The sequence below is a fragment of the Thauera propionica genome (genome assembly GCF_002245655.1).
GTDB lineage: Bacteria > Pseudomonadota > Gammaproteobacteria > Burkholderiales > Rhodocyclaceae > Thauera > Thauera propionica.
In genome coordinates, this window is sequence record NZ_NOIH01000030.1 from 29,595 (window position 1) to 52,755 (window position 23,161).

Consider the following 23,161-nt stretch of genomic DNA (forward strand, 5'->3'; position numbering starts at 1 on the left):
GCGCCCGGCGCCTTTGCCATTGCGCTTGCCGACGGCAATCATGCAAAATCCGCCAATCTTCGATGCAGCACGGCGCCTACCCGTCCCCTCCGACACCATGCTCCCGAACAAGCGCGAACGACAGCGCGGTCATCGCCAGGCAGCCCGAAATCAAGCCACTGTGGCGATGGGCTTCGTCGACGGCATGCTGTCGGGCCTGCGCCGCCGGGGTCACGACCCCACCCCGCTACTGACCGCGACCGGCATCAGCCTTGCAGATGTCGCCAGCCGCGTCCCGGTCGACCGCTATGCCGCGCTCTACAACCTGATCATCGCCGAACTCGACGACGAGGCCTTCGCCCTGTTCTCGCGACCGATGCCCACCGGCAGCTTCGAGTTCCTGTGTCGCGGCATGCTGGGCGCGGCGACGCTCGACGACGCCCTGGCGCGGGCCTGCCGCTTCCTGCGCATCGTGCTGCCCGACCTGCGGGTGAGCGTCCGCCGTGACGGCACGCGCGCCGAGCTCGAGATCGCGGAGGCGCAGCCCGTGTTCGCCGGGCGCGAAGACCCGGCCCGCGTCTTCGCCTTCGAATGGCTGCTGCGACTGGTGCATGGCGTGGCCTGCTGGTTCGTCGGCCGCGGCCTCGCGCTCGACAGCGTGCGCTTTCCCTACGCCCGGCCGGCGCATGCCGACGACTACGCGCTTGTCTATACCGAACGCTCGAGCTTCGAAGGCGACACCCTGCTGGCCCGCTTCCACGACAACCTGCTCGACCTCCCCATCCGGCGCGACGACGCCGCGCTCGGCCGCTTCCTGGAAGGCGCACCGGGCCGCATCTCGATGCTCTATCGCCGCGACCGCGAGATGGTGCTGCGGGTGCGCGACCTGCTGCGCGCCGCGCTGCCGGAGAACCTGTCGATCGAACAGGTCGCACAGCAGTTGCACCTGTCGACCCGCACCCTGCACCGCAGGCTGGAGGACGAAGGCTCGAGCTTCCGCCTGATCAAGGAGGCCACCCGGCGCGACATCGCCTATGCACGCCTCACGAAGACTGCGCAGCCGATCGCGCAGCTGGCGGCGGACCTGGGCTACGCCGACACCTCCACCTTCTATCGCGCCTTCGTTGCCTGGTCGGGCCAGTCACCCGAGCAGTTCCGCAGCCAGCTGGCCGCCCGGCAGGGCGCCATGACAGGTGGGAAACCCGCAAAACGCGACAATCAATAACGTTGACGTAAACGTAACCACTTCGTCAGGATGACGGGTTCACGCGGCCTGCCATGGATGTGACGCCTGCCCTGCCCGGCAGCGACGAACTGTGCAACCATTGGCCGGAAGACACTCGAAAGACTCAGGAGACACGCCCGGATCATGGCGAAGGCAGTCGAGGAAGAACTTCAGTTGAGCACGTCGTCGCCGGAGCAGCGCCGCCGCTACGACCTGCTGATGGCTGGCCTCGACCTGCTCGACCAGGCCATCGCCGTGTTCGACGCGTCGCCGAAGCTTGTCACCTGGAACAAGGCACTGCTGCGCCTGCTCGACTTCCCCGAATCGCTGGTCCGCGTCGGCACGCCGTTCGAAGCCTTCGTGCGCTTCAACGCCGAGCGCGGCGAGTATGGAGAAGGCGACATCGAGAAGCTGGTTGCCGCGCGCATGGCTTCGGCCCGTGCCTTCGAGCCGCACTACGTCGAACGCGTGCGCCCCAACGGTCAGGTGCTCGCGGTGCGCGGGGTGCCGATCCCCAACCTCGGCTTCGTGTCCTTGTGGACCGACGTCACCGAGCAGCGCCGCGCCGAAGCCGTCATCCAGGAACAGAACGCACGCCTCGAGGCGCGGGTGCGTGAGCGCACGGCCGAACTGGAACAGGCCAACCGCGAGATCGACCAGATCGCCGAGGCGCTGCGCCTGTCCGAAGGCCGGATGCGGCTGATCCTCGACGCCATCCCGGCGATGATTGCCCACGTGGACGCAGGCCGCCGCTACCGCTTCGCCAACCGCGCCTACGCCGAGTGGTTCGGCCTGACCAAGGAGAACATCGTCGGCCGGTCGATCGCCGAGGTCTTCGGCGACGACGCCTACACCACGATCAAGCCCTTTCTCGAGGACGCGGAGCACGGTGAGCGGGTCAACTACGAGTACGCGCGCAAGAACGCCGACGGCCGGCTGGTCCATGCACGCAGTGCGGTGGTCCCGGACGTATCGGTCGAAGGCGGATTCCGCGGTTACTTCGTGATGTCGATCGACATCACCGAGCAGAAGGCCAGCCAGGCCGCACTGGTGCAGGCGCAGAAGATGGAGGCGGTCGGCCAGCTCACCGGCGGGCTGGCACACGATTTCAACAACCTGCTCACCATCATCATCGGCAACCTGTCGGCCTTGCAGGGCAAGCTGGCCGGCGGTGAGGGCAGCGACTACGTCGACCCGTCGCTGCAGGCGGCACGGCGCGGCGCAGAGCTGATCCGCCGCCTGCTCACCTTCTCCCGCCGCCAGATGCTGGAGCCCACCGCGGTCGAGGTCGGCGAACTCGTGCGCAACATGACGCAGTTGCTGGTGCGCACCCTGGGCGAAACCATTGCCGTGCATCTGCAGTTGCCCGACATGCCGATCTACGCGCTGGCCGATCCCCACCAGCTCGAGAACGCGATCCTCAACCTTGCCATCAACGCGCGCGACGCAATGCCCGAGGGCGGCGAACTCACGATCGCCGTGCAGTTGCGTCGGGTCGATGGCGCGCTGGCGAAGATCGGCGAGGTCGTGCCTGGCGACTACGTGCAGTTCGACGTCAGCGATACCGGCAAGGGCATCGAGCCGGCGGTGCTGGCGCGCGTGTTCGAGCCTTTCTTCACCACCAAGCCCTTCGGCGGCGGCAGCGGCCTGGGCCTGTCGATGGTGTATGGCTTCGTGCGCCAGTCCGGCGGCAACATCCGCATCCTCAGCACCCCGGGCAAGGGCACGAATGTGCGCTTCGTGCTGCCCGAGACGCGACCGCTCGAGCAGGCCCCGCTTACCGCCAGCCGCCAGGATGCACCTGCCGCAGCCCTGCAGGGTCCCATCCTGCTGGTGGAAGACGAACCCGAGGTGCGCAAGGTGGTCCGAATGCAGCTCACCGCGCTAGGCCACGCGGTGATCGAAGCCGGCGATGGCGTCGAAGCCCTGGCGCTGCTCGAGAGCATCGACGACATCGCGGTGCTGATCAGCGACACCGTGATGCCGGGCGGACTGAACGGCCGCGAACTGGCGCAGCGCGCCCGCGCCCTGCGTCCTGCGCTGCCCATCCTGCTGGTCACCGGCTACGCCAGCGAGCAGCCCGTCAGCGACGACGCAGTCGCCGATGTCCCGGTATTGCGCAAGCCTTTCGACCCGCCGGCGCTCGCTGCCGCGCTGGCCAGCCTGACCCTGACGGACCCGACCACGGAGCCTTCCGCCCCATGACGATGAACGCAACGGATACCGGTAGCCCGGTCATCTTCGTCCTCGAGGATGAGCCGGACATCGCCCGCCTGATCTGCAGCAACCTCGCCGAATACGGGTTCCGCTGCGAGCACCTGCGCACCGGGCGCGACCTGCTGGTGCGCGCGCGCGCCACGACGCCCGACCTGTGCATCGTCGACCTGGGCCTGCCCGACATGGATGGCATGCAGGTCGTACGCCAGTTGCAGGAGGGCACGCCGTGCGCGGTGCTCATCCTGACCGGCCGCAACGACGTCACCGACCGCGTGCTCGGCCTCGAACTCGGTGCCGACGACTACATCGTGAAGCCCTTCGAACCGCGCGAGCTGGTCGCCCGCGTGCGTTCCATCCTGCGTCGCTACCAGCGCTCGGCGACTGCCGAAGTAACCACCGAACGCAATATCGCCAGCTTTTCCGGCTGGACTTTCGACGGCAACCGCCACACCCTCACCGCACCCGACGGCCGCGAGATCGGCCTGTCCGCAGCAGAAGCCGGCCTGCTCGCCACCCTGCTGCGCCGACCGAACAAGATCCTGTCGCGCGAACAACTGCTGGGCGAGCGCGACGTCGATCCCTTCGACCGAAGCATCGACGTGCGCATTTCGCGCCTGCGACGCAAGCTCGACGACGATCCGCAGAACCCGAAGCTGATCAAGACCGTGTACGGCGCGGGCTACCTGTTCGCGGCCCAGGTGAGCTGGCAGTGAATGCCGCCATCCGTCCGCGTGGGAGGTTTTCAAGTTCGCCGTCGACGTTCATAATTATGAGTTATTGATTAGCCACCATCGGAGTTCCCATGTCGTCCCAGCGCCCGTTCAAGATCCTCGGCATCCAGCAGATCGCCATCGGCGGCCCGAGCAAGGAGAAGCTCAAGACCCTGTGGGTCGACATGCTCGGCCTGGAAGTCACCGGCAACTTCGTCTCCGAGCGCGAGAACGTCGACGAGGACATCTGCGCGATGGGCGCCGGCCCGTTCAAGGTCGAGGTCGACCTGATGCAGCCGCTCGACCCCGAGAAGAAGCCCGCCGTACACGCCACGCCGCTGAACCACGTCGGCCTGTGGGTGGACGATCTGCCGAAGGCGGTGGAATGGCTGAGCGCCAACGGCGTGCGTTTTGCGCCTGGCGGCATCCGCCGCGGCGCAGCGGGCTTCGACATCACCTTCCTGCATCCGAAGGGCAACGAGGAATTCCCGATCGGCGGCGAAGGCGTGCTGGTCGAACTGGTGCAGGCACCGGCCGAAGTCGTCGAGGCTTTCGCCAAACTCGCCACAAGCTGAGCACGGCAACAACGACAAAAGGGGCACGGCCTTTGGGGGCGTGCCCCTTATCTATTCCGGCCCCGCTGCGCGACGACTAAAGCGCCGCAACCGAGAAGGTGTCGCACGCACGCAGGTCGCCCTGCTCCAGGCCGACACGGAACCAGCGCACCCGTTGCGCCGCACTGCCGTGGGTGAAGCTGTCGGGCACGGCGTAGCCCTGCGCCTGCTTCTGGATGCGGTCGTCGCCAATCGCGCTTGCAGCGCGCAAGGCTTCCTCCACATCACCCTGCTCGAGAACCTGCCGCGTACGGTCGGCATGATGCGCCCACACCCCGGCCAGGCAGTCGGCCTGCAGCTCGAGGCGGACGGATAGCAGGTTCGCCTCCCGCTCGGACAGGCGCTGGCGCGCCTGCTGCACCTTGTCCGAAATGCCGAGCAGGTTCTGAACGTGGTGTCCGACCTCGTGCGCGATCACGTAAGCCTGGGCGAAATCGCCCGGCGCACCGAAGCGACGGTGAAGATCGTCAAAGAAGGACAGGTCGAGATACACCTTGCCATCGGCCGGGCAGTAGAACGGCCCCATCTGCGCCTGCCCGACGCCGCACGCGCTGCGCGTGGCGCCGGTGTAGAGCACCAGCTTTGGTTCCTGGTAATTGCGGCCGCCCGACTGGAAGATCGGTCCCCAGGTGTCCTCGGTGTCGGCCAGCACCATCGACGTGAAACGCGCCAGCTCATCCTCGGCCGCCGAGCGTGGTGCGCCCGGCTGTGAGGACTCGATTGCGGGTGGCTGCACCATGGTCGCCGTGTCGAGCACCACGCCCGGATCGATGCCGAAGTACATCGCCACCAGGACCAGCACGATGGTGCCGATGCCGATCTTGCCGCGCCCGCCGAGGTGATGCCCACCCTGGCCGCGCCGATCCTCGACGTTGCGGCTCTCCCTGCCGTTGCGAAAGTCCATGATCCTCTCCCGCCAGTTCCTGTTGGCATGCTACTCCGCCAGCCGCGGCGGCGGGAGAGGATGTCTGGCGCTCAGGCGGTCTGGGCAGCCGCGGCGAGCTTGTCCTCGCGGATCGCCTCGTACTCGTCTTCCCAGAACCACTTCGCTTCGCCGAAGGCCGGCTTCAGGTGGTGCAGCCAGGTGGCCTGGTCGTCGTATTGGGCGAAGAACGGGCGCTGCACCCAGTCCGGGTTGCGGCCCTGGATGAAGCGCAGCACGAAGACTTTCTCGCCGGCGATCTCGGCCACGCCCTGGATCTCGACCTTGCCGGGGCTGGCGCTCATGCTCGGGCCGCGCGCGGTACGGGCCAGACCGGACACCTGCTGCATCGCCTCGCGGTAGATCTGCCACGCACGCGCCAGCGGCACCTCGAAGTAGGCGCGCGCGCCGGTGTCGCGCTCGGCGAACATGTAGTAGGGCACGATGCCGAGCTTGACCTGCAACTTCCACATCCTGGCCCACACCGCCGGATCGTCGTTGATGTGCGCCAGCAGCGGCCCTTGCGCGCGAATCACGGCGCCAGTGCTGCGGATGCGACGGATCGCGGCCTGGGCGACCTCGGTGTCGAGTTCCTTCCAGTGGTTGTAGTGCGCCATCAGCGCAACGTGCTTGCCGGCTTCCACTAGTTGCGTCAGCAGGCGGATCAGGTCGTCGGCGTCCTCTGCTCCGAGGAAGCGGTGCGGCCAGAAGGTCAGTGCCTTGGAGCCGATGCGGATGGTCTGGATGTGGTCGAACTCGGGCTGCAGCAGCGGCTCCAGATAGTCGCGCAGGTGGCGCGTCTTCATCACCATCGGGTCGCCGCCGGTGAACAGCAGGTCGGTCACTTCGGTATTGCGGCGCAGGTAGTCGTGCAGCGTCTTCGCTTCGGAAGCGGCGATGCGCAGCTCCTTGTCGCCGACGAACTGCGCCCAGCGGAAGCAGAAGGTGCAATAGCTGTGGCAGGTCTGGCCCTGGCTGGGGAAGAACAGCACGGTTTCGCGGTACTTGTGCTGGATGCCGTCGAGACGGTTGCCGTGCTCGTCGCGCGGCATGTTCATCTCCATCTGGTCAGCCGGGTGCGGGTTGAGCTCGTGGCGCACCTCGGCAACGGCCTGCTCCAGCGCGGCCTTGTCCGCACCCTCGCGCAACAGGTCGGCGATGCGGTCGAAGTGCTCGGGCGCGAGCATGCCGCGCTGCGGGAAGGTGAGCTGGAAGATGGGATCGGCCGGGATGTTGTTCCAGTCGATCAGCTCGTCGATGACGTACTGGTTCACACGGAACGGCAGCACGGAGGACACCACCTTCATCTCGAAGCGCTGCGCGTCCGACAGCTTGTCGAGTTGCGGGATGCGGTCGAGGTCACGCTGCGTGTAAACCTTGAACGGCACCGGCTCGAAAGCGGCCTGAGCGGCCTCCTCGATGCGCCAACGGGGCTTGAGGGCCTGCACTTGAGCACTCATCTGTCGTCTCCTTGCGGTCTGGTCTTGCAATTTGCGTCGGCGCCACGGAGGCGGCGCCCACAGCCCTGCGACCGGATGCACGTGGATCGGTCGGACGGTCGTCAGGGAATCAGGAAAAGCGTCCGGCGGCGCAGAGGGATGGCGCCCGGGCCCGGATCGGCATGCGCCCGCTTCCGCGGGCTCGATGGAAGTGGGCGCATGTTATTTCACAAAGTAAATTTGTGCAAATATGATTCAGCGACCTGCAATTTAGTTCCCGACGGGATCGCCTGCCGCCTTCGCGCGCGGCATCTCGGCCCGCTGGCGCCCATCGGCATCGCCATCCGGCACGCGCAAAGTCCGCCTGAAATGGAGGGAACCCCGGGCGAAAAAATGCATCCCTCCACCATTGGCATCAAAGTTGCTTTGTTACCTTTAACCTCACTCCGGCCATCCCTCAGGGACCCTGCCGGATCGCGCTGCGCCCGGTCGCCACTCGATTCGCCGCCTGATCACGTTCAATGCTGCTCGCCTCACTCATCCTCATCCCGTTCCTCGGCAGTGCCCTTGCCGCACTGATGCCGCAGGACGCGCGCAACCGCGAATCCTGGCTGGCGATCGCGGTTGCGGTTTGCGGCCTGCTAATCGCGCTCGCCCTGTTCCCGCAGATTGCGAGCGGCGAAGTGCTGCGCGAGGAGTTCGCCTGGCTGCCTGCGCAGGGCCTCTTCTTCGTGCTGCGGGTCGACGGGCTGGCCTGGGTGTTCGCCGTTCTGGTGCTCGCCATCGGCCTGCTGGTGGTGCTCTACGCGCGCTACTACATGTCGCCCGACGATCCGGTGCCGCGCTTCTTCTCCTTCCTGCTCGCCTTCATGGGCTCGATGCTGGGCGTGGTGCTGTCGGGCAATCTGGTTCAACTGGTGGTGTTCTGGGAGCTCACCAGCCTCACCTCCTTCCTGCTGATCGGCTACTGGCACCACCGGGCCGACGCCCGTCGCGGCGCGCGCATGGCCTTCACCGTGACTGCCACCGGCGGACTGTGCCTGCTCGCCGGCGTGCTGGTGCTCGGTCATATCGTCGGCAGCTACGACCTCGACAATGTGCTTGCAGCCGGCGACCAGATCCGCGGCCACGACCTGTATCTGGCCGCACTCGCCCTGATCGCGCTCGGCGCGCTGACCAAGAGCGCGCAGTTCCCGTTCCATTTCTGGCTGCCGCACGCAATGGCAGCGCCCACCCCGGTGTCGTCCTACCTGCACTCGGCGACGATGGTGAAGGCCGGCGTCTTCCTGCTGGTGCGGCTGTGGCCGGCACTGGCGGGCACGCCGGAGTGGACCTGGGTCGTCGGCGGCGCCGGCGTCTGTACCCTGCTGCTCGGCGCCTTCATCGCCATCTTCCAGCACGACCTCAAGGGCCTGCTGGCGTACTCGACCATCAGCCATCTCGGCCTGATCACGCTGCTGATCGGCATTGGCACGCCGCTGGCAATGGTCGCGGCGATCTTCCACATCCTCAACCACGCGACGTTCAAGGCATCGCTGTTCATGGCCGCCGGCATCATCGACCATGAGTCTGGAACGCGTGACCTGCGCCTGCTGCGCGGACTGCGCCACAAGCTGCCGGTCACCGCCACGCTGGCCATCGTCGCCAGCGCGGCGATGGCGGGCGTGCCGCTGCTGAACGGCTTCCTGTCGAAGGAGATGTTCTTCGCCGAGACACTGCACGTCGGCGGCGACCGCAACTGGTGGATGTCCTTCGCCGCGGTGGCGATGGGGATGTTCAGCGTCGCCTACTCGCTGCGCTTCATCTCGATCTTCTTCGGCACGCCGGCGCAGGACCTGCCGCGCGATCCGCACGAACCGCCGCGCTGGATGCGCTTTCCGGTCGAGCTGCTGGTGCTCACCTGCCTCATCGTCGGCATCGCACCCGGCATCAGCATCGAACCGATCCTGAACATCGCGGTGCATTCGGTGCTCGGCAGCGCTGCCCCGGACTATGACCTCGCGGTGTGGCACGGTCTGAACCTGCCGCTCTTCATGAGCGTGCTCGCGCTCGCGGGCGGCGTGTTGCTGTACATCGTCCTGCGGCGCCACTTCGATCTGCAGCAGCGCGAGCAGGTGCCGCTGATCCACCGCTTCAACGGCGCGCAGGCCTACGAGACGACGATGCTGCAGCTGACACGCTCGGCAGGCTGGCTACTCAGGCGCATCGGCACCACCCGGCTGCAATCCCAGTTGGTGCTGCTGATGCTCATGCTGCTGGTGGTGCCGCCGATCCTCGCCGGCGCGCCGCCCGCGTGGACGCGCATCCCGCTGCAGGACTTCGACCCGCTGTTCGCTGCGATCTGGGCCATCGGCGGTGCCTGCGCCGTCGCCGGCGCCTGGATGGCGAAGTATCACCGCCTGGCCGCGCTGGCCCTCATCGGCGGCACCGGCATCGTCACCGCAGCGACCTTCCTGTGGCTGTCCGCGCCCGACCTGGCGCTGACCCAGCTGATGGTGGAGACCGTCACCACCGTGCTGATCCTGCTCGGCTTGCGCTGGCTGCCGCCACGGCTCGAGTCGGTCGACACCCCCGCGCAATCGCCCACCCGCGTGTGGCTGAGGCGTTCGCGCGACCTGCTGATCGCGGTCGGTGGCGGCCTCGCGCTGGCCGCGCTCACGTATGCGGTGCTGGTGCATCCGGCCTCGGACACGATCGCCGACTTCTTCCTGCTCAACGCACTGGGCGGCGGGGGCGGCAGCAACGTGGTCAACGTCCTGCTGGTGGACTTCCGCAGCTTCGACACCCTGGGCGAGATCACTGTGCTGGCGATCGTCGCCCTCACGGTGTATGCCCTGCTGCGTCGCTTCCGCCCGGCCCCGGAAAGTGCAGGCGTCCCGCCGCAGCAGCGCTTCGAGGCGGACCCCGCCAGCAGGCAAACCCCTGCGCAACAGGCGGACAGCGGCTACCTGCTGGTCGCCGGCATCTACATGCGCCTGCTGCTGCCCTTCATGGGCGTGATCGCAGTCTATTTCTTCATGCGCGGCCACAACCTGCCGGGAGGAGGCTTCGTCGCCGGCCTCATCTTCGCCGTCGCCATCCTGGTGCAGTACATGCTTGCGGGCACGGTCTGGGTCGAGAGCCACATCAACCTGCGCCCGCATCGCTGGCTGGGCTTCGGCCTGGTGCTGGCCTGCGCCACCGGCCTGGGTGCATGGCTGTTCGGCCACCCCTTCCTCACGACCCACACCGCGCACGTGGACTGGCCGCTGGTCGGCGAGCTGCACCTGCCGAGCGCCTTCGTGTTCGACCTTGGGGTGTTCACGGTCGTGGTCGGCACCACCATGCTGATGCTGGTCGCGCTGGCCCACCAGTCGCTGCGGGCACACCGCCTGCCGGGCGAGGAGGCCCAGGCCGTCGAACAAGGCAACGCCGACGGGAGGGCGAACTGATGGAACTGGTACTGGCGATCGCCGTCGGGGTGGTGTTCGGCTCGGGCATCTGGCTGATCCTGCGCCCGCGGACCTTCCAGCTCATCACCGGCCTGCTGCTGATGTCCTATGCGGTGAACCTGTTCATCTTCGCGATGGGCCGCCTGTGGGTGGACAAGCCCCCGATCACGCCCACCGCCGGTGTCGATCCCGCCCAGTTCGCCGATCCGCTGCCGCAGGGCCTGGTGCTGACCGCCATCGTGATCGGCTTCGCCACCACCGCGCTCTACCTGGTGATGATGATCGGCGCGCGCGGCCTGAGCGGCAGCGACCACGTCGATGGCGAGGAGCCGCGCGAATGAGCGCGCCCGCACGGCCGCCCGAAGGGAAGCGCTCTCCTCCCCCGGGGAGGATGTCGCGCAGCGACAGGAGGGTAGTCCAATGAACCCGCTGCCCTGGATGCACCACCTGATCATTGTCCCCGTGCTGCTGCCGCTGCTGGTCGGCGCGCTGCTGATCCCCGTCAACCAGAAGCGCCACGCGCGGAAGTTCGCCTTCAGCGTCGCCAGCGGCGCGCTGCTGTGGGGGGTGGCGATCGCCCTGCTGGTGCTGGTGGACCAGGAACACTGGCCGGATGGCATTGGCGTGTATCTCGCCTCGAACTGGACGGCGCCGTTCGGCATCGTGCTGATGGTCGACCGCCTTGCCGCGCTGATGCTGGTGCTGACCTCGACCATCGCACTGGCCGTGCTGGTGTTCTCGGCACGGCGCTGGGACCGGGTCGGCGTGCATTTCCACTCGCTGTTCCAGTTCCTGCTGATGGGGCTCAATGGCGCCTTCCTGACCAACGATCTGTTCAACCTCTTCGTGTTCTTCGAGGTGATGCTGGCGGCGTCCTACGGTCTGGTACTGCACGGCTACAACCTGCGCCGCATCCAGGCCGGCATGCAGTACATCGCGATCAACCTGGCCGCTTCGCTGCTGTTCCTGATCGGCGTGTCGCTGATCTATGCGGCCTCGGGCACGCTCAACATCGCCGACCTCGCGACGCGCGTGAGCGGCCTCGGTGCCCAGGACACCTGGCTGTTGCAGATCGGCGCCACCGTGCTGGCGCTCGCCTTCCTGACCAAGGGCGCGATGTGGCCGCTCGGGTTCTGGCTCCCCACCACCTATGCGTCCGCCTCCGCACCGGTCGGCGCGATGCTGGTGCTGATGACCAAGGTGGGGGTGTATGCGGTACTGCGGGTGTGGCTGGCGGTGTTCGGCGAGGGCAGCGGCGAAGGAGCGAGCGCGCTCGCCGGCTTCGGCCTCGCGGCGCTGACCGTCGGCGGGCTCGCGACCCTGCTGTTCGGGGCCGTCGGCATGCTGTCCAGCGAGGACGGCGGGCGCATGGCGGGCTACGGTGCGATCATCTCGTCCGGCACGCTGCTCGTGGTGATCGGCCATTCCGGCAGCGCGGTGCTGGCCTCGGGGCTGTACTACCTGCTCGGCTCCACGCTGGCAATGGCGGCCTTCATGCTGCTGATCGAACTCACCGAGCGCATCCGCCCGCCGGGCGCGGCGCTCCTCGCCATCACCATGGAAGCCTTCGCCATCGAGGACAAGCCGGAAGACCCGGTGGGCGTCGGCATGCCGGGAACCCTCACCTTTCTCGGGCTGAGCTTCGCTGCATGTGCGCTGGTGATCAGCGGCATGCCGCCGCTGTCGGGCTTCGTCGCCAAGTTCAGCCTCTTCCACGCGATGCTGGGCGCGACGCAGGGCGAGGTGCCGGCCACCACCTGGCTGATCATCGCGCTGATGGTGCTGGGCGGACTGGCGGCGATCATTGCCCTGATGCGGCTGGGTGTGCGCACCTTCTGGGCGTCGGGCGCCGTGACCGCGCCGCGGCTGCAGTTCTCCGAGGCCGTGCCCGTCGGCGCACTGGTGTTGGCGTGCGTGCTGCTGACGGTGCAGGCGGGGGCGGTGTTCGACTACCTCGGGCGCACCGCCAACGGCCTGCTGCGCAGCACCGATTACAGCGCGCGCGTGCTGGGCGAACCGCCCGTGCAGCGGGCACCGGCAGGAGGCGCGCAATGAGACGCTGGCTACCCGCACCGCTGTTGTCGGTCTGCCTGTTGCTGACGTGGCTGCTGCTCAACCAGAGCGTCGATGCCGCACACTGGCTGCTGGGCGGCGTGCTCGGCATCATTGCGCCACTGCTGGCGCGTCCGCTGCAGCCCCACGGCCATGCCCGGCTCCGCCGCCCGCTGGCGCTGTTGCGGCTGCTGTGGTTCTCGGCGATCGAGATCGTCCGCTCATGCTTCAACGTCAGTCAGATCATCCTGCTGCGCCGCTCGGCCGACGTGAACTCGCAGTTCATCCGGATCCCGCTCGACCTGCGCAGCCCGCACGGCCTGGCCCTGCTGTCCTGCCTCATCAACTCCACGCCGGGTACGGTGTGGGTGGAACTCCTGCCCGACAGCCACGACCTGCTGCTGCACGTGTTCGACCTGCACGATGCACAGTGGTGGGTGGAGACGATCAAGACGCGCTACGAGCAGCCGATCATCGAGGTCTTCGAGTCGGCCGGCGCAAGAAGCCCGGGAGAACCTGCATGACGGCCGTGACGCTGCTTTCGGCGGCAATCCTCTTCGCGCTGGCCTGCGTGATCCTTGCCATGATCCTGTGCACCCTGCGCCTGCTGATCGGGCCTTCGGCCCAGGACCGCGTGCTGGCGCTCGACACGCTGTGGATGTGCACGATGGTGCTCGCCCTGATGCTGGGCATCCGTCACGGCAGCCAGATCTATTTCGAGGCGGCGCTGATCATCGCCCTGCTCGGCTTCGTGTCGACGATCGCGCTGGCCAAGTTCCTGATGCGCGGGGAGGTGATCGAATGAGCACGGTTGCATCCCTGCCCTGGTGGGCCGCGGTGCCGGTGGCCGTCCTGCTCGTACTGGGCGGACTGATCACGCTGCTCGGCACGCTCGGCCTCCTGCGCCTGCAGACCTTCTATCAGCGCATCCACGGTCCCGCCATCACGACCACCCTCGGCGCGGGCTGCATCCTCGTCGCCTCGATGGTGTATTTCACCGTGGGGCAGTCACGCCTCGTGATCCACGAATTGCTGATCAGCGTCTTCGTGCTGATGACGGCGCCGGTCGTGGCCATGCTGATCATGCGCGCCGCCGTCTACCGGGACCTTCGCAACCACCGCGACCCGGTCGCAACCGGCGATCAGCCGCCAGAGCCGGACTGATCCGTAGCCGCGAGCGCTTCGTGCAGAAAAAAAACGGGCCTGCTCGCGCAGGCCCGCCGATTCGACAGGCACCCGGACACAAGGCCCGGATCTCCCTCCCCATCGATCAAAAACGTCTCATGGGTTCGATCACTCGAACTCGATGATGACCTCGTCCACCGAGAGGCTGGCGCCCGGCTTGGCGACGATCTTCTTGACCTTGCCGTCCTGCTCGGCCCGGAGCAGGTTCTCCATCTTCATCGCCTCGATGACGGCGAGCTTCTCGCCCGCCTTCACTTCCTGACCTTCGGCCACGGCAATCTCGCGCAGCAGGCCCGGCATCGGCGACAGCAGGAACTTCGACATGTCGGGCGGCAGCTTCTCGGGCATCAGCGACAGCAGGTGCGCGGCACGCACCGTCATCACCATCGGCTCGACCTGCAGGCCGAAGTGCGAGATGCGGTAGCGCAGGCCGCGACGCTCGATCTGCAGGCCGATCGGTGCGCCGTTGACGGTGCCGCTGAACAGCAGATCGCCGAAGACCCAGTCAGACACGATGTTGTAGGTCTTGCCCTCGTGGGTGACGGCGAGACCACCCTCGATCGCGCGGGTCGTCATCGGGTACTGCTTGCCGCCCATGACCACCACCCACTCGCTGGCGACCTTGCGGCCGTGGCCGGCAAGCTGGCCCTCGATCTGCACCGCGCGCTCGATGTAGCGCATGCGGGCGAAGGTGGCGACGGCGGCGAGCAGCGCCGGATCGTCGTGCGGCACCATCGAGGCGTCGAAGCCCTGCGGATACTCCTCGGCGATGAAGCCGGTGTTGAAGTTGCCCGAGCAGAAGCGCGGGTGCTGCAGCAGCGCGGCCTGGAAGGGAATGTTGGAGCTGATGCCGCGGATCACGAAGTGGTTCAGCGCGTCGCGCATGCGCTCGATGGCCTGCTGGCGGTCCTTGCCGTGCACGATGAGCTTGGCGATCATCGAGTCGTAGTACATCGAGATCTCGCCGCCTTCATACACGCCGGTGTCGACGCGCACCTGGCCCGGCACCTCCTGCGGCGCCTGGAACTTCACCAGACGACCGGTGGACGGCAGGAAGCCGCGGAACGGGTCTTCGGCGTTGATGCGGCATTCCATCGACCAGCCGTCGATCTTCACGTCGGCCTGGGCCAGCGGCAGCTTCTCGCCGTAGGCGACGCGGATCATCTGCTCGACCAGGTCGAGGCCGGTGATCAGCTCGGTAACCGGGTGCTCGACCTGCAGGCGGGTGTTCATCTCCAGGAAGTAGAATTCCTTGGTCGCGCCGCTGACCACGAACTCGACCGTACCGGCCGACTCGTAGTTGACCGCGCGTGCCAGCGCCACGGCCTGCTCGCCCATCGCCTTGCGCATCGCCGGATCGACGAAGGGGCTCGGCGCCTCCTCGATGACCTTCTGGTGACGGCGCTGGATCGAGCAGTCGCGCTCGTTCAGATAGACGTAGTTGCCATGCGAGTCGCCCAGCACCTGGATCTCGATGTGGCGCGGCTCGAGCACGTACTTCTCGATGAAGACGCGGTCGTCGCCGAAGGCGTTCTTCGCTTCATTGACGCAGGAGGCGAAGCCCTCGTGCGCCTCCTTGTCGTTGAAGGCCACGCGCAGGCCCTTGCCGCCACCGCCGGCGGAGGCCTTGATCATCACCGGATAGCCGATCTTCTTCGCGATCTCGACGGCCTCGTCGGGCCCCGCGATCGCGTCGTTGTAGCCGGGGATGGTGTTCACGCCCGCTTCGATCGCCAGCTTCTTGGACTCGATCTTGTCGCCCATCTTGGCGACCGAGTAGTGCTTCGGGCCGATGAACTTGATGCCTTCCTCTTCCAGGCGGCGCGAGAACTCGGCGTTCTCCGACAGGAAACCGTAGCCCGGGTGCACCGCTTCGGCGCCGGTCTGCTTGCAGGCGGCGATGATCTTGTCCATCACCAGGTAGGACTCTTTGGACGGCGCCGGGCCGATGCACACAGCCTCGTCGGCCAGTTCGACGAACAGCGCGTCCTTGTCCGCTTCCGAGTGCACGGCGACGGTCTGGATACCCATCTTGCGGGCGGTCTTGATGACGCGGCAGGCAATCTCGCCGCGGTTTGCAATCAGGATCTTCTTGAACATGTATGTATTCCTCGTGCGCGGATCAGAGCGGGATGTTGCCGTGCTTGCGCCACGGGTTTTCCAGTTCCTTGTCCTTCAGCATCGCCAGCGAACGGCACACGCGCTTGCGGGTCTCGTGCGGCATGATCACGTCGTCGATGAAGCCACGCGCGCCGGCCACGAAGGGGTTGGCGAAGCGACGCTTGTACTCGGCCTCGCGCTCGGCGATCTTGGCCGGGTCGTTCTTTTCCTCGCGGAAGATGATCTCCACCGCGCCCTTCGGCCCCATCACCGCGATCTCGGCGCTCGGCCAGGCGAAGTTGACGTCGCCGCGCAGATGCTTGGACGACATCACGTCGTAGGCGCCGCCGTAGGCCTTGCGGGTGATGAGGGTGACCTTCGGCACGGTGCATTCGGCGTAGGCGTACAGCAGCTTGGCGCCATGCTTGATGATGCCGCCGTATTCCTGCGCGGTGCCGGGCATGAAGCCGGGGACGTCGACCAGCGTGACGACCGGGATGTTGAAGGCGTCGCAGAAGCGCACGAAGCGCGCGGCCTTGATCGAGCTCTTGATGTCCAGGCAGCCGGCCAGCACCAGCGGCTGGTTGGCGACGATACCCACCGGGGCGCCTTCCATGCGCGCGAAACCGATGATGATGTTCTTGGCGTAGTCCGGCTGCAGTTCGAAGAAGTCGCCGTCATCGACCATCTTGATGATCAGCTCCTTCATGTCGTACGGCTGGTTGGGGTTGTCCGGCACCAGGGTATCGAGCGAGTAATCCAGACGGTCGGCCGGATCGACGCAGGGCACGACCGGCGGTTTCTCGCGGTTGCTGGCGGGGATGAAGCCGACCAGGCGGCGGGTCATCATCAGCGCCTCGACGTCGTTCTCGAACGCGAGGTCGGCCACGCCCGACTTGCTCGTGTGGGTGACGGCACCGCCCAGTTCCTCGGCGGTCACTTCCTCGTGGGTCACGGTCTTCACCACTTCCGGACCGGTCACGAACATGTAGGACGAGTCCTTGACCATGAAGATGAAGTCGGTCATCGACGGCGAATACACCGCACCGCCGGCGCAGGGGCCCATGATCAGCGAGATCTGCGGCACCACGCCCGAGGCCAGCACGTTGCGCTGGAACACGTCGGCGTAGCCGCCCAGCGAGTCCACGCCTTCCTGGATGCGCGCGCCGCCCGAGTCGTTGAGGCCGATCACCGGCGCGCCGACCTTCATCGCGTGGTCCATGACCTTGCAGATCTTCTCGGCGTGGGTCTCGGACAGCGAGCCGCCGAACACGGTGAAGTCCTGCGAGAACACGAACACCAGACGGCCGTTGATCGTGCCGTAACCCACCACCACGCCGTCACCCGGAATGTGGTCGGCGTTCATGCCGAATTCGTTGCAGCGGTGCTCCTTGAACATGTCCCATTCTTCGAAGCTGTCGTCGTCGAGCAGCAACTGGATACGTTCGCGCGCGGTGAGCTTGCCCTTGGCGTGCTGGGCGTCGATGCGCTTCTGGCCACCACCGAGGCGGGCCTTCTCGCGCTTCTCCTCCAGCTGACGAATGATGTCGTGCATTGATGATCTCCTGTCAGATCCTAGGGATTGTCGGGCCGCGACCTTGGCAAGCCCTTGATGTACTTCAAAGATGGCCGAGCAGGCGCAGCGCGGCGATCGAGGGCGTGGTGCTGCCCTCCTCCACCGCCCGCGCCAGCGCCGGCAGTTCCTGTTTCACCTGCGGGTGGCTGCGGAAACGGCTGCGCAGCCCGGAATCGATCAGTTCCCACATCCACGCCAGCGCCTGGTGGCGACGCTTGGCATCGAACTCGCCGGAGGCGGTCAGCGCCTTGCGATAGTCCGTCACCGTGTTCCAGAACTCGGCGACGCCTCCCTTCTTCAGCGCCGACAGCGTCAGCACCGGCACCGTCCAGTTCGGGCTGGCCGGACGCAGCATGTGCAATGCGGTCTTGATCTGCGACTTGGCGCGCATCGCCGCCGAGGGGTCGATGTCGGCCTTGTTGATGACGATCAGGTCGGCGATCTCCATGATCCCCTTCTTGATCGCCTGCAGGTCGTCGCCGGCGTTGGGCAGTTGCAGCAGGCAGAAGATGTCGGCCATGCCTGCGACCGCCGTCTCGCTCTGCCCGACGCCGACGGTCTCGATGATGATGACGTCGAAGCCGGCGGCCTCGCACACCAGCATGGACTCGCGCGTCTTTTCGGCCACGCCACCCAGGCTGCAAGCCGAGGGGCTGGGGCGGATGAAGGCGGCCGGGTTCTGCGAGAGCAGCTCCATGCGCGTCTTGTCGCCGAGGATGGAGCCGCCCGTCACCGACGAGGACGGATCCACCGCCAGCACCGCGACACGCAGGCCTTGCTCGATCAGGTAAAGCCCGAGCGCCTCGATGAAGGTCGATTTGCCCACGCCGGGCACGCCGGAGATGCCCACCCGCATCGCCCCGCCGGTATGCGGCAGCAAGGCCTCGAGCACGCGCTGGGCGCGCTGCTTGTGGTCCTCGCGCTGCGACTCGATCAGCGTGATGGTCTTGGCCAGCGGCCGCAGTTGACGCGCCAGCACGCCGTCGACCAGATTGCGGTCGGCGGCGTCGAGCTCGGGCTGCATGGCGGACAGGAATTCAGGCATGTTCATCGGCTTCGGGGCACGGATTGCGCGGTGTTGCGCGCGGCCCCGAACGGCGGACGAACCGCGCGGGGCCGGGAATCGCGCGAACTCAGGCGGCCTTGCGCGCAGCGCGGATCTGCTTGAGCACTTCGCGCGCGGCGGTCGGGATCGGCGTACCGGGGCCAAAGATGCCCTTGGCGCCAGCCGCGTACAGCGTGTCGTAGTCCTGCGCGGGAATCACGCCGCCGACGAAGGTGATGATGTCGTCCGCGCCGAGCCGCTTCAGCTCATTGACGATCTGCGGCACCAGCGTCTTGTGGCCGGCGGCGAGGCTGGAGCAACCGACCGCATGGACGTCGTTCTCGACCGCGTGGCGGGCGGCCTCTTCCGGAGTCTGGAAGAGCGGGCCGATGTCGATGTCGAAGCCGAGATCGGCGAAGGCCGAGGCCACCACCTTGGCGCCGCGGTCGTGACCGTCCTGGCCGAGCTTGGCGATCATCACACGCGGGCGGCGACCCTCCTCTGCGATGAAGGCCTCGATGTCGGCCTTCAGGGCCTTCCAGTCTTCCTGTTCTTCCACGACGGCTCCATACACGCCGGACACGGCTTGCGGGTTGGCACGGTAGCGGCCGAAGACGACCTCAAGCGCATCGGAAACCTCACCGACGGTGGCGCGCAGGCGGATGGCCTTGACGGTCAAGTCCAGCAGGTTGCCCTGGCCGGTCTTCGCACATTCGGTCAGCGCGGCGAGCGCGGCGTCGACAGCAGCCTGGTCGCGCATCTTGCGCACGCGCGCCAAGCGCTCGATCTGCGCCTCACGCACCGCATGGTTGTCGATGTCCAGGATCTCGATCGGATCTTCCTTGGCCAGCTTGTACTTGTTGACGCCGACGATGACGTCCTTGCCCGAGTCGATGCGCGCCTGCTTGTCAGCGGCACACTCCTCGACCTTCATCTTGGCCCAGCCGGACTCGACCGCCTTGGTCATGCCGCCCATGGACTCGATCTCTTCGATCAGCGCCCAGGCCTTGTCGGCCATGTCCTGGGTGAGCTTTTCCATCATGTAGGAGCCGGCCCAGGGGTCGACGACGTTACAGATGTGGGTCTCTTCCTGGATGATGATCTGGGTGTTGCGCGCGATGCGGGCGGAGAACTCGGTCGGCAGCGCGATGGCTTCGTCAAGCGCGTTGGTGTGCAGCGACTGCGTGCCGCCGAACACCGCAGCCATGGCCTCGATGGTGGTGCGCACGACGTTGTTGTACGGGTCCTGCTCGGTGAGCGACCAGCCCGAGGTCTGCGAGTGCGTGCGCAGCATCATCGACTTTTGGCTCTTCGGGTTGAACTGCTTCATGATGCGCCACCACAGCAGACGCGCGGCGCGCATCTTGGCGATCTCGAGATAGAAGTTCATGCCCACTGCCCAGAAGAAGGACAGGCGGCCGGCGAAGGTGTCGACGTCCATGCCGCTGGCGATACCGGTGCGCACATATTCCAGACCGTCGGCCAGCGTGAACGCCAGTTCGATGGCCTGGTTCGCGCCCGCTTCCTGGATGTGGTAGCCGGAGATCGAGATGCTGTTGAACTTCGGCATGTGCTGCGCGGTGTAGCCGAAGATGTCGGCGATGATCTTCATCGACGGTGCGGGCGGATAGATATAGGTGTTCCGCACCATGAATTCTTTCAGGATGTCGTTCTGGATCGTGCCCGAGAGCTTGTCCTGACTGACGCCCTGCTCCTCGGCGGCGACGATGTAGCCGGCGAGGATGGGCAGCACCGCGCCGTTCATGGTCATCGACACCGAGATCTTGTCGAGCGGAATGCCGTCGAACAGGATCTTCATGTCCTCCACCGAGTCGATCGCCACGCCGGCCTTGCCGACGTCGCCGGTGACGCGCGGATGATCGGAGTCGTAGCCGCGGTGCGTGGCGAGATCGAAGGCGACCGACACACCCTGGCCACCGGCGGCGAGCGCCTTGCGGTAGAAGGCGTTGGACGCCTCGGCAGTCGAGAAGCCGGCGTACTGACGGATCGTCCACGGCTTGACCGCGTACATCGTCGGCTGCGGCCCGCGCAGGAAGGGCTCGAAGCCGGGCAGCGTATCGGCGTGCTTGAGGCCTTCGGTGTCGGCCTTGGTGTACAGCGGCTTGACCGTCAGGCCTTCCGGCGTGATCCAGTTGAGCTTCTCGACATCACCCCCGGGGGAATGCTTGGCGGCGGCATTGTTCCAGGCCTCGAGATCGGGCTGGGGATAGGTCGGCTCGTTGGCGTTCGACATGGAAACCTCTTGGAATCAGGCGCCGCTGTCGCGGCAGTTCAATTTCAGGTAACGACTACATTCTCGGGCGAGGCCGGCCATCTTGCACAAACGGCTCCACCCCACGCCCGGACGGCGACGAAACCGCCCGTGGCTTGCTGCCACGAGCGGTCGTCGACGCTCCGTCACACCGCGCGGCCCCTCTCCTGTTCGCCGGGCTGTCGCCCGGCGCCTCCCACGCCGCGCAGCGCGAAGGAAGTTGACTTGTTGCATCGACGAAATAATACTTTATCCATAATTATGAACGCAATCCTTACCGACAGTGTGGAAATGACCGCACCCGGCTTCGGGCAAGCGTGCCCTGTACACACCACACCTCGCTCATGAACGCATCCCGCATCGCTCCACTCGCCCTGTACCAGGAAGTCGCCGAACGCCTGCGCGAAAGGATCTTTTCGCACGAACTCCCCCCAGGCACCTGGGTGGATGAGCAGGCGCTGGCCGAGCAGTACGGGATCTCGCGCACGCCGCTGCGCGAGGCGCTGAAGGTGTTGGCTTCGGAAGGACTGGTGACGCTCAAGCCACGACGCGGCTGCTACGTGACCGAGATCTCCGAACGCGACCTCGACGAGGTGTTCAGCGTGATGTCGATGCTCGAAGGCGAGTGCGCACGCGCAAGCACCCAGCACGCCAGCAAGGCCGACCTGGAGCGGCTGCAGGCCATCCACGTCGATCTGGAGAAGGCTGCCGCGGCAAACGACATCAATGGCTTCTTCGAGGCCAACCAGGCCTTCCACCACGCGATCCAGGAGATCGCCGACAACCGCTGGCTGCTGCACGTCATCGAGGACCTGCGCAAGGTCATCAAGCTGTCGCGCCACCATTCGCTGTTCTCGGAGGGGCGGCTGGAACAGTCGCTGGCGGAACATCGCGGCATCCTCGACGCCCTGCTCGCCCGCGACGCCACGGCAGCTGAGACGCGCATGCGCGAGCACATCCGCAGCGGTCGCCAGGCACTGGCACGCATCGCCCGGACGCGCGCAGCCTGATTCCCCGGCGGCCGCATGGCCGCCCTTGCGACACCTTGCCCTTGGCGCTCAGGCGGGCAAGGCGGCGGCCTTCACGTCAGTCGTTCCTTCGCGCGTCACCAGCACCTGGTCGATGCGGTAGTTATCGATATCGACGACCTCGAACTTGTAGCCCTCATAGACCACGAAATCGGTACGCTTGGGCACCTTGCGCAGGCGGTACATCAGGAAGCCGGCCACCGTCTCGTAGTTCTGGAAGCCCTCGAACACCTCGATATCTAGCGCCTGCATGACGTCCTCGATCGGCGTCACGCCGTCGATCAGCCATGAGTTCTCGTCGCGCTGCACGATAAGCTCTTCCTGGAACGGACTGACGAGATCGCCCATCACCGTGCTCATCACGTCCTGCAGCGACAGCAGACCCACCACCAGCGCGTACTCGTTGATGACGAGGGCGAAGTCCTCCTTCGCGTCGCGGAAGCGTTCCAGCGCCTCGAACAGCGACAGCGAATCGGGCAGCATCAGGATCTTGCGCACGATGGGCTGGGTGCGCAGCGACAGGTCCTGCCCCTGCACGATGCGCGGCAGGATGTCCTTCGAATCCACATAGCCGATCACGCTGTCGATGCCGTCCTCGCACACCGGGAACTTGCCGTGCGGATGATCGGCGATCTTGCGCCGGATACTCTCCTCCGACTCCGACAGGGTCAGGAAAACGATGCTCTCGCGCGAGGTCATCGCCGAGGGCACGATGCGCGAATCCAGTTCGAACACATTGCTGATCAGGTGCTGCTCCTGGCGCAGCAGTGCCCCCGCCTGCGCGCCCGCGTCGGCCATGGCGACGATGTCGTCCGCGGTGATGTCCTCGGTGCGCTTGCTCGGGACCTTGAACCATCGGAACAGCAGGTCCGCCAGCCCGTTGAACACCCACACCAGCGGCGCAAAGGCCCACATGCACAGCTGCATCGGTCGCACCACGCTGACGGCGATGCGCTCGGGCTGCACCATCGCCAGGCGCTTGGGCATCAGGTCGGCAAAGAGCACGAACAGCGAGGTCACGAACACGAAGGACAGCACGAAGCTCAGCGTACCGAGCAAGGGACCGTCGTAAACCGGTCGCAGAAGGTCGGCGACATGTGGCGACAAGGCCTGCTCGCCGACGATACCGCCGAGGATGGCCACGGCGTTGAGTCCGATCTGCACCACGGTGAAGAAGTTGCCGGGACTGTCCTGCAGCGCAAGCACGCGCTGGGCATTGGTATGACCACCCTCGGCCATCAGGCGCAGCTTGATCTTGCGCGAGGCGGCGAGCGAAATCTCGGACATGGAAAAGAACGCGCTGACGGCAATCAGCAGCAGGATGAGGAACAACTGATCGAGCAACACGAAGACTCCTTTGGGACGG

General features: G+C 66.4%; 18 protein-coding genes. 11 read left to right on the plus strand and 7 right to left on the minus strand.

Annotation, left to right across the window (positions count from 1 at the left end):
* The first annotated feature begins 166 nt into the window (after window positions 1-166).
* From CGK74_RS16705 to CGK74_RS16720, 4 genes are all read left to right on the plus strand, one after another.
* Window positions 167-1,204, plus strand: coding sequence for an AraC family transcriptional regulator (locus CGK74_RS16705; protein ID WP_206186281.1), 1,038 nt, complete (start codon window positions 167-169; stop codon window positions 1,202-1,204).
* A 144-nt stretch (window positions 1,205-1,348) separates the two neighbouring features.
* Window positions 1,349-3,409 (plus strand): PAS-domain containing protein, encoded by a 2,061-nt coding sequence (locus CGK74_RS16710; RefSeq protein WP_094269539.1) that lies wholly within the window; start codon window positions 1,349-1,351, stop codon window positions 3,407-3,409.
* The gene (locus CGK74_RS16715) at window positions 3,406-4,134 is read left to right on the plus strand and encodes a response regulator transcription factor (protein ID WP_094269540.1); all 729 of its coding nucleotides are present in this window, start codon (window positions 3,406-3,408) and stop codon (window positions 4,132-4,134) included. Before CGK74_RS16710 ends, CGK74_RS16715 begins: the two co-directional genes overlap by 4 nt.
* Window positions 4,135-4,223: 89 nt before the next feature.
* Window positions 4,224-4,706, plus strand: a complete 483-nt coding sequence (locus tag CGK74_RS16720; RefSeq protein ID WP_094269541.1) for a VOC family protein — start codon at window positions 4,224-4,226, stop codon at window positions 4,704-4,706.
* A 76-nt stretch (window positions 4,707-4,782) separates the two neighbouring features.
* Here CGK74_RS16720 and ypfJ read toward each other — a convergent pair whose 3' ends face one another.
* Complete coding sequence (gene ypfJ, locus CGK74_RS16725) at window positions 4,783-5,649, minus strand: KPN_02809 family neutral zinc metallopeptidase (RefSeq protein WP_094269542.1); 867 nt, start codon at window positions 5,647-5,649, stop codon at window positions 4,783-4,785.
* Window positions 5,650-5,720: 71 nt separating this feature from the next.
* Window positions 5,721-7,127: a KamA family radical SAM protein gene (locus CGK74_RS16730; protein WP_094269543.1), complete on the minus strand. Its 1,407-nt coding sequence runs from the start codon at window positions 7,125-7,127 to the stop codon at window positions 5,721-5,723.
* 500 nt (window positions 7,128-7,627) lie between these two features.
* On the opposite strand from CGK74_RS16730, the gene CGK74_RS16735 reads away from it, so the two are divergent.
* The 6 genes from CGK74_RS16735 to mnhG all read left to right on the plus strand — a co-directional run bounded on the left by CGK74_RS16735 (window position 7,628) and on the right by mnhG (window position 13,753).
* Window positions 7,628-10,537 (plus strand): monovalent cation/H+ antiporter subunit A, encoded by a 2,910-nt coding sequence (locus CGK74_RS16735; RefSeq protein WP_094269544.1) that lies wholly within the window; start codon window positions 7,628-7,630, stop codon window positions 10,535-10,537.
* A complete protein-coding gene (locus CGK74_RS16740) occupies window positions 10,537-10,878 on the plus strand; it encodes a Na+/H+ antiporter subunit C (RefSeq protein WP_004258037.1) in 342 nt (113 codons plus the stop codon). Before CGK74_RS16735 ends, CGK74_RS16740 begins: the two co-directional genes overlap by 1 nt.
* A 79-nt stretch (window positions 10,879-10,957) precedes the next feature.
* Window positions 10,958-12,592 carry a monovalent cation/H+ antiporter subunit D gene (locus CGK74_RS16745; RefSeq protein WP_094269545.1) on the plus strand — a complete coding sequence of 545 codons (1,635 nt, stop codon included), beginning with the start codon at window positions 10,958-10,960 and terminating at the stop codon, window positions 12,590-12,592.
* Complete coding sequence (locus tag CGK74_RS16750; RefSeq protein WP_094269546.1) at window positions 12,589-13,113, plus strand: Na+/H+ antiporter subunit E; 525 nt, start codon at window positions 12,589-12,591, stop codon at window positions 13,111-13,113. The genes CGK74_RS16745 and CGK74_RS16750 overlap by 4 nt, the downstream gene beginning before the upstream one ends.
* Window positions 13,110-13,394 carry a K+/H+ antiporter subunit F gene (locus CGK74_RS16755; protein ID WP_094269547.1) on the plus strand — a complete coding sequence of 95 codons (285 nt, stop codon included), beginning with the start codon at window positions 13,110-13,112 and terminating at the stop codon, window positions 13,392-13,394. The genes CGK74_RS16750 and CGK74_RS16755 overlap by 4 nt, the downstream gene beginning before the upstream one ends.
* Window positions 13,391-13,753: a monovalent cation/H(+) antiporter subunit G gene (gene mnhG, locus CGK74_RS16760; RefSeq protein WP_004258025.1), complete on the plus strand. Its 363-nt coding sequence runs from the start codon at window positions 13,391-13,393 to the stop codon at window positions 13,751-13,753. Before CGK74_RS16755 ends, mnhG begins: the two co-directional genes overlap by 4 nt.
* 129 nt (window positions 13,754-13,882) lie before the next feature.
* Here the strand turns inward: mnhG and accC are convergent, their stop codons facing one another.
* From accC to scpA, 4 genes are all read right to left on the minus strand, one after another.
* Entirely contained in the window at window positions 13,883-15,874 is a 1,992-nt protein-coding gene (gene accC, locus CGK74_RS16765) for an acetyl-CoA carboxylase biotin carboxylase subunit (protein WP_094269548.1), read from the minus strand.
* 22 nt (window positions 15,875-15,896) lie between these two features.
* A complete protein-coding gene (locus tag CGK74_RS16770; RefSeq protein ID WP_004263792.1) occupies window positions 15,897-17,429 on the minus strand; it encodes an acyl-CoA carboxylase subunit beta in 1,533 nt (510 codons plus the stop codon).
* A gap of 64 nt (window positions 17,430-17,493) precedes the next feature.
* Window positions 17,494-18,501 (minus strand): methylmalonyl Co-A mutase-associated GTPase MeaB, encoded by a 1,008-nt coding sequence (gene meaB / locus CGK74_RS16775; protein WP_094269549.1) that lies wholly within the window; start codon window positions 18,499-18,501, stop codon window positions 17,494-17,496.
* 82 nt (window positions 18,502-18,583) lie between these two features.
* Window positions 18,584-20,749, minus strand: coding sequence for a methylmalonyl-CoA mutase (scpA, locus tag CGK74_RS16780; protein ID WP_094269550.1), 2,166 nt, complete (start codon window positions 20,747-20,749; stop codon window positions 18,584-18,586).
* Between the two features lie 362 nt (window positions 20,750-21,111).
* Between scpA and CGK74_RS16785 the strand changes: the two genes are divergently transcribed.
* Window positions 21,112-21,777: a GntR family transcriptional regulator gene (locus tag CGK74_RS16785; protein WP_094269551.1), complete on the plus strand. Its 666-nt coding sequence runs from the start codon at window positions 21,112-21,114 to the stop codon at window positions 21,775-21,777.
* A 48-nt stretch (window positions 21,778-21,825) separates the two neighbouring features.
* Here CGK74_RS16785 and paeA read toward each other — a convergent pair whose 3' ends face one another.
* Entirely contained in the window at window positions 21,826-23,142 is a 1,317-nt protein-coding gene (paeA, locus tag CGK74_RS16790; RefSeq protein WP_094269552.1) for a polyamine export protein PaeA, read from the minus strand.
* Window positions 23,143-23,161: the final 19 nt, after the last annotated feature.

Bases quoted from the DNA above. Each gene is read 5' to 3' on its own strand.
- CGK74_RS16720 (WP_094269541.1), top strand. From the start codon at position 4,224: ATGTCGTCCCAGCGCCCGTTCAAGATCCTCGGCATCCAGCAGATCGCC.
- CGK74_RS16730 (WP_094269543.1), bottom strand. From the start codon at position 7,127: ATGAGTGCTCAAGTGCAGGCCCTCAAGCCCCGTTGGCGCATCGAGGAG.
- CGK74_RS16770 (WP_004263792.1), bottom strand. From the start codon at position 17,429: ATGCACGACATCATTCGTCAGCTGGAGGAGAAGCGCGAGAAGGCCCGC.
- ypfJ (WP_094269542.1), bottom strand. From the start codon at position 5,649: ATGGACTTTCGCAACGGCAGGGAGAGCCGCAACGTCGAGGATCGGCGC.
- CGK74_RS16750 (WP_094269546.1), top strand. From the start codon at position 12,589: ATGAGACGCTGGCTACCCGCACCGCTGTTGTCGGTCTGCCTGTTGCTG.
- mnhG (WP_004258025.1), top strand. From the start codon at position 13,391: ATGAGCACGGTTGCATCCCTGCCCTGGTGGGCCGCGGTGCCGGTGGCC.
- accC (WP_094269548.1), bottom strand. From the start codon at position 15,874: ATGTTCAAGAAGATCCTGATTGCAAACCGCGGCGAGATTGCCTGCCGC.
- meaB (WP_094269549.1), bottom strand. From the start codon at position 18,501: ATGAACATGCCTGAATTCCTGTCCGCCATGCAGCCCGAGCTCGACGCC.
- CGK74_RS16740 (WP_004258037.1), top strand. From the start codon at position 10,537: ATGGAACTGGTACTGGCGATCGCCGTCGGGGTGGTGTTCGGCTCGGGC.
- CGK74_RS16735 (WP_094269544.1), top strand. From the start codon at position 7,628: ATGCTGCTCGCCTCACTCATCCTCATCCCGTTCCTCGGCAGTGCCCTT.
- CGK74_RS16745 (WP_094269545.1), top strand. From the start codon at position 10,958: ATGAACCCGCTGCCCTGGATGCACCACCTGATCATTGTCCCCGTGCTG.
- CGK74_RS16715 (WP_094269540.1), top strand. From the start codon at position 3,406: ATGACGATGAACGCAACGGATACCGGTAGCCCGGTCATCTTCGTCCTC.
- scpA (WP_094269550.1), bottom strand. From the start codon at position 20,749: ATGTCGAACGCCAACGAGCCGACCTATCCCCAGCCCGATCTCGAGGCC.
- CGK74_RS16785 (WP_094269551.1), top strand. From the start codon at position 21,112: ATGAACGCATCCCGCATCGCTCCACTCGCCCTGTACCAGGAAGTCGCC.
- CGK74_RS16710 (WP_094269539.1), top strand. From the start codon at position 1,349: ATGGCGAAGGCAGTCGAGGAAGAACTTCAGTTGAGCACGTCGTCGCCG.
- CGK74_RS16755 (WP_094269547.1), top strand. From the start codon at position 13,110: ATGACGGCCGTGACGCTGCTTTCGGCGGCAATCCTCTTCGCGCTGGCC.
- CGK74_RS16705 (WP_206186281.1), top strand. From the start codon at position 167: ATGGGCTTCGTCGACGGCATGCTGTCGGGCCTGCGCCGCCGGGGTCAC.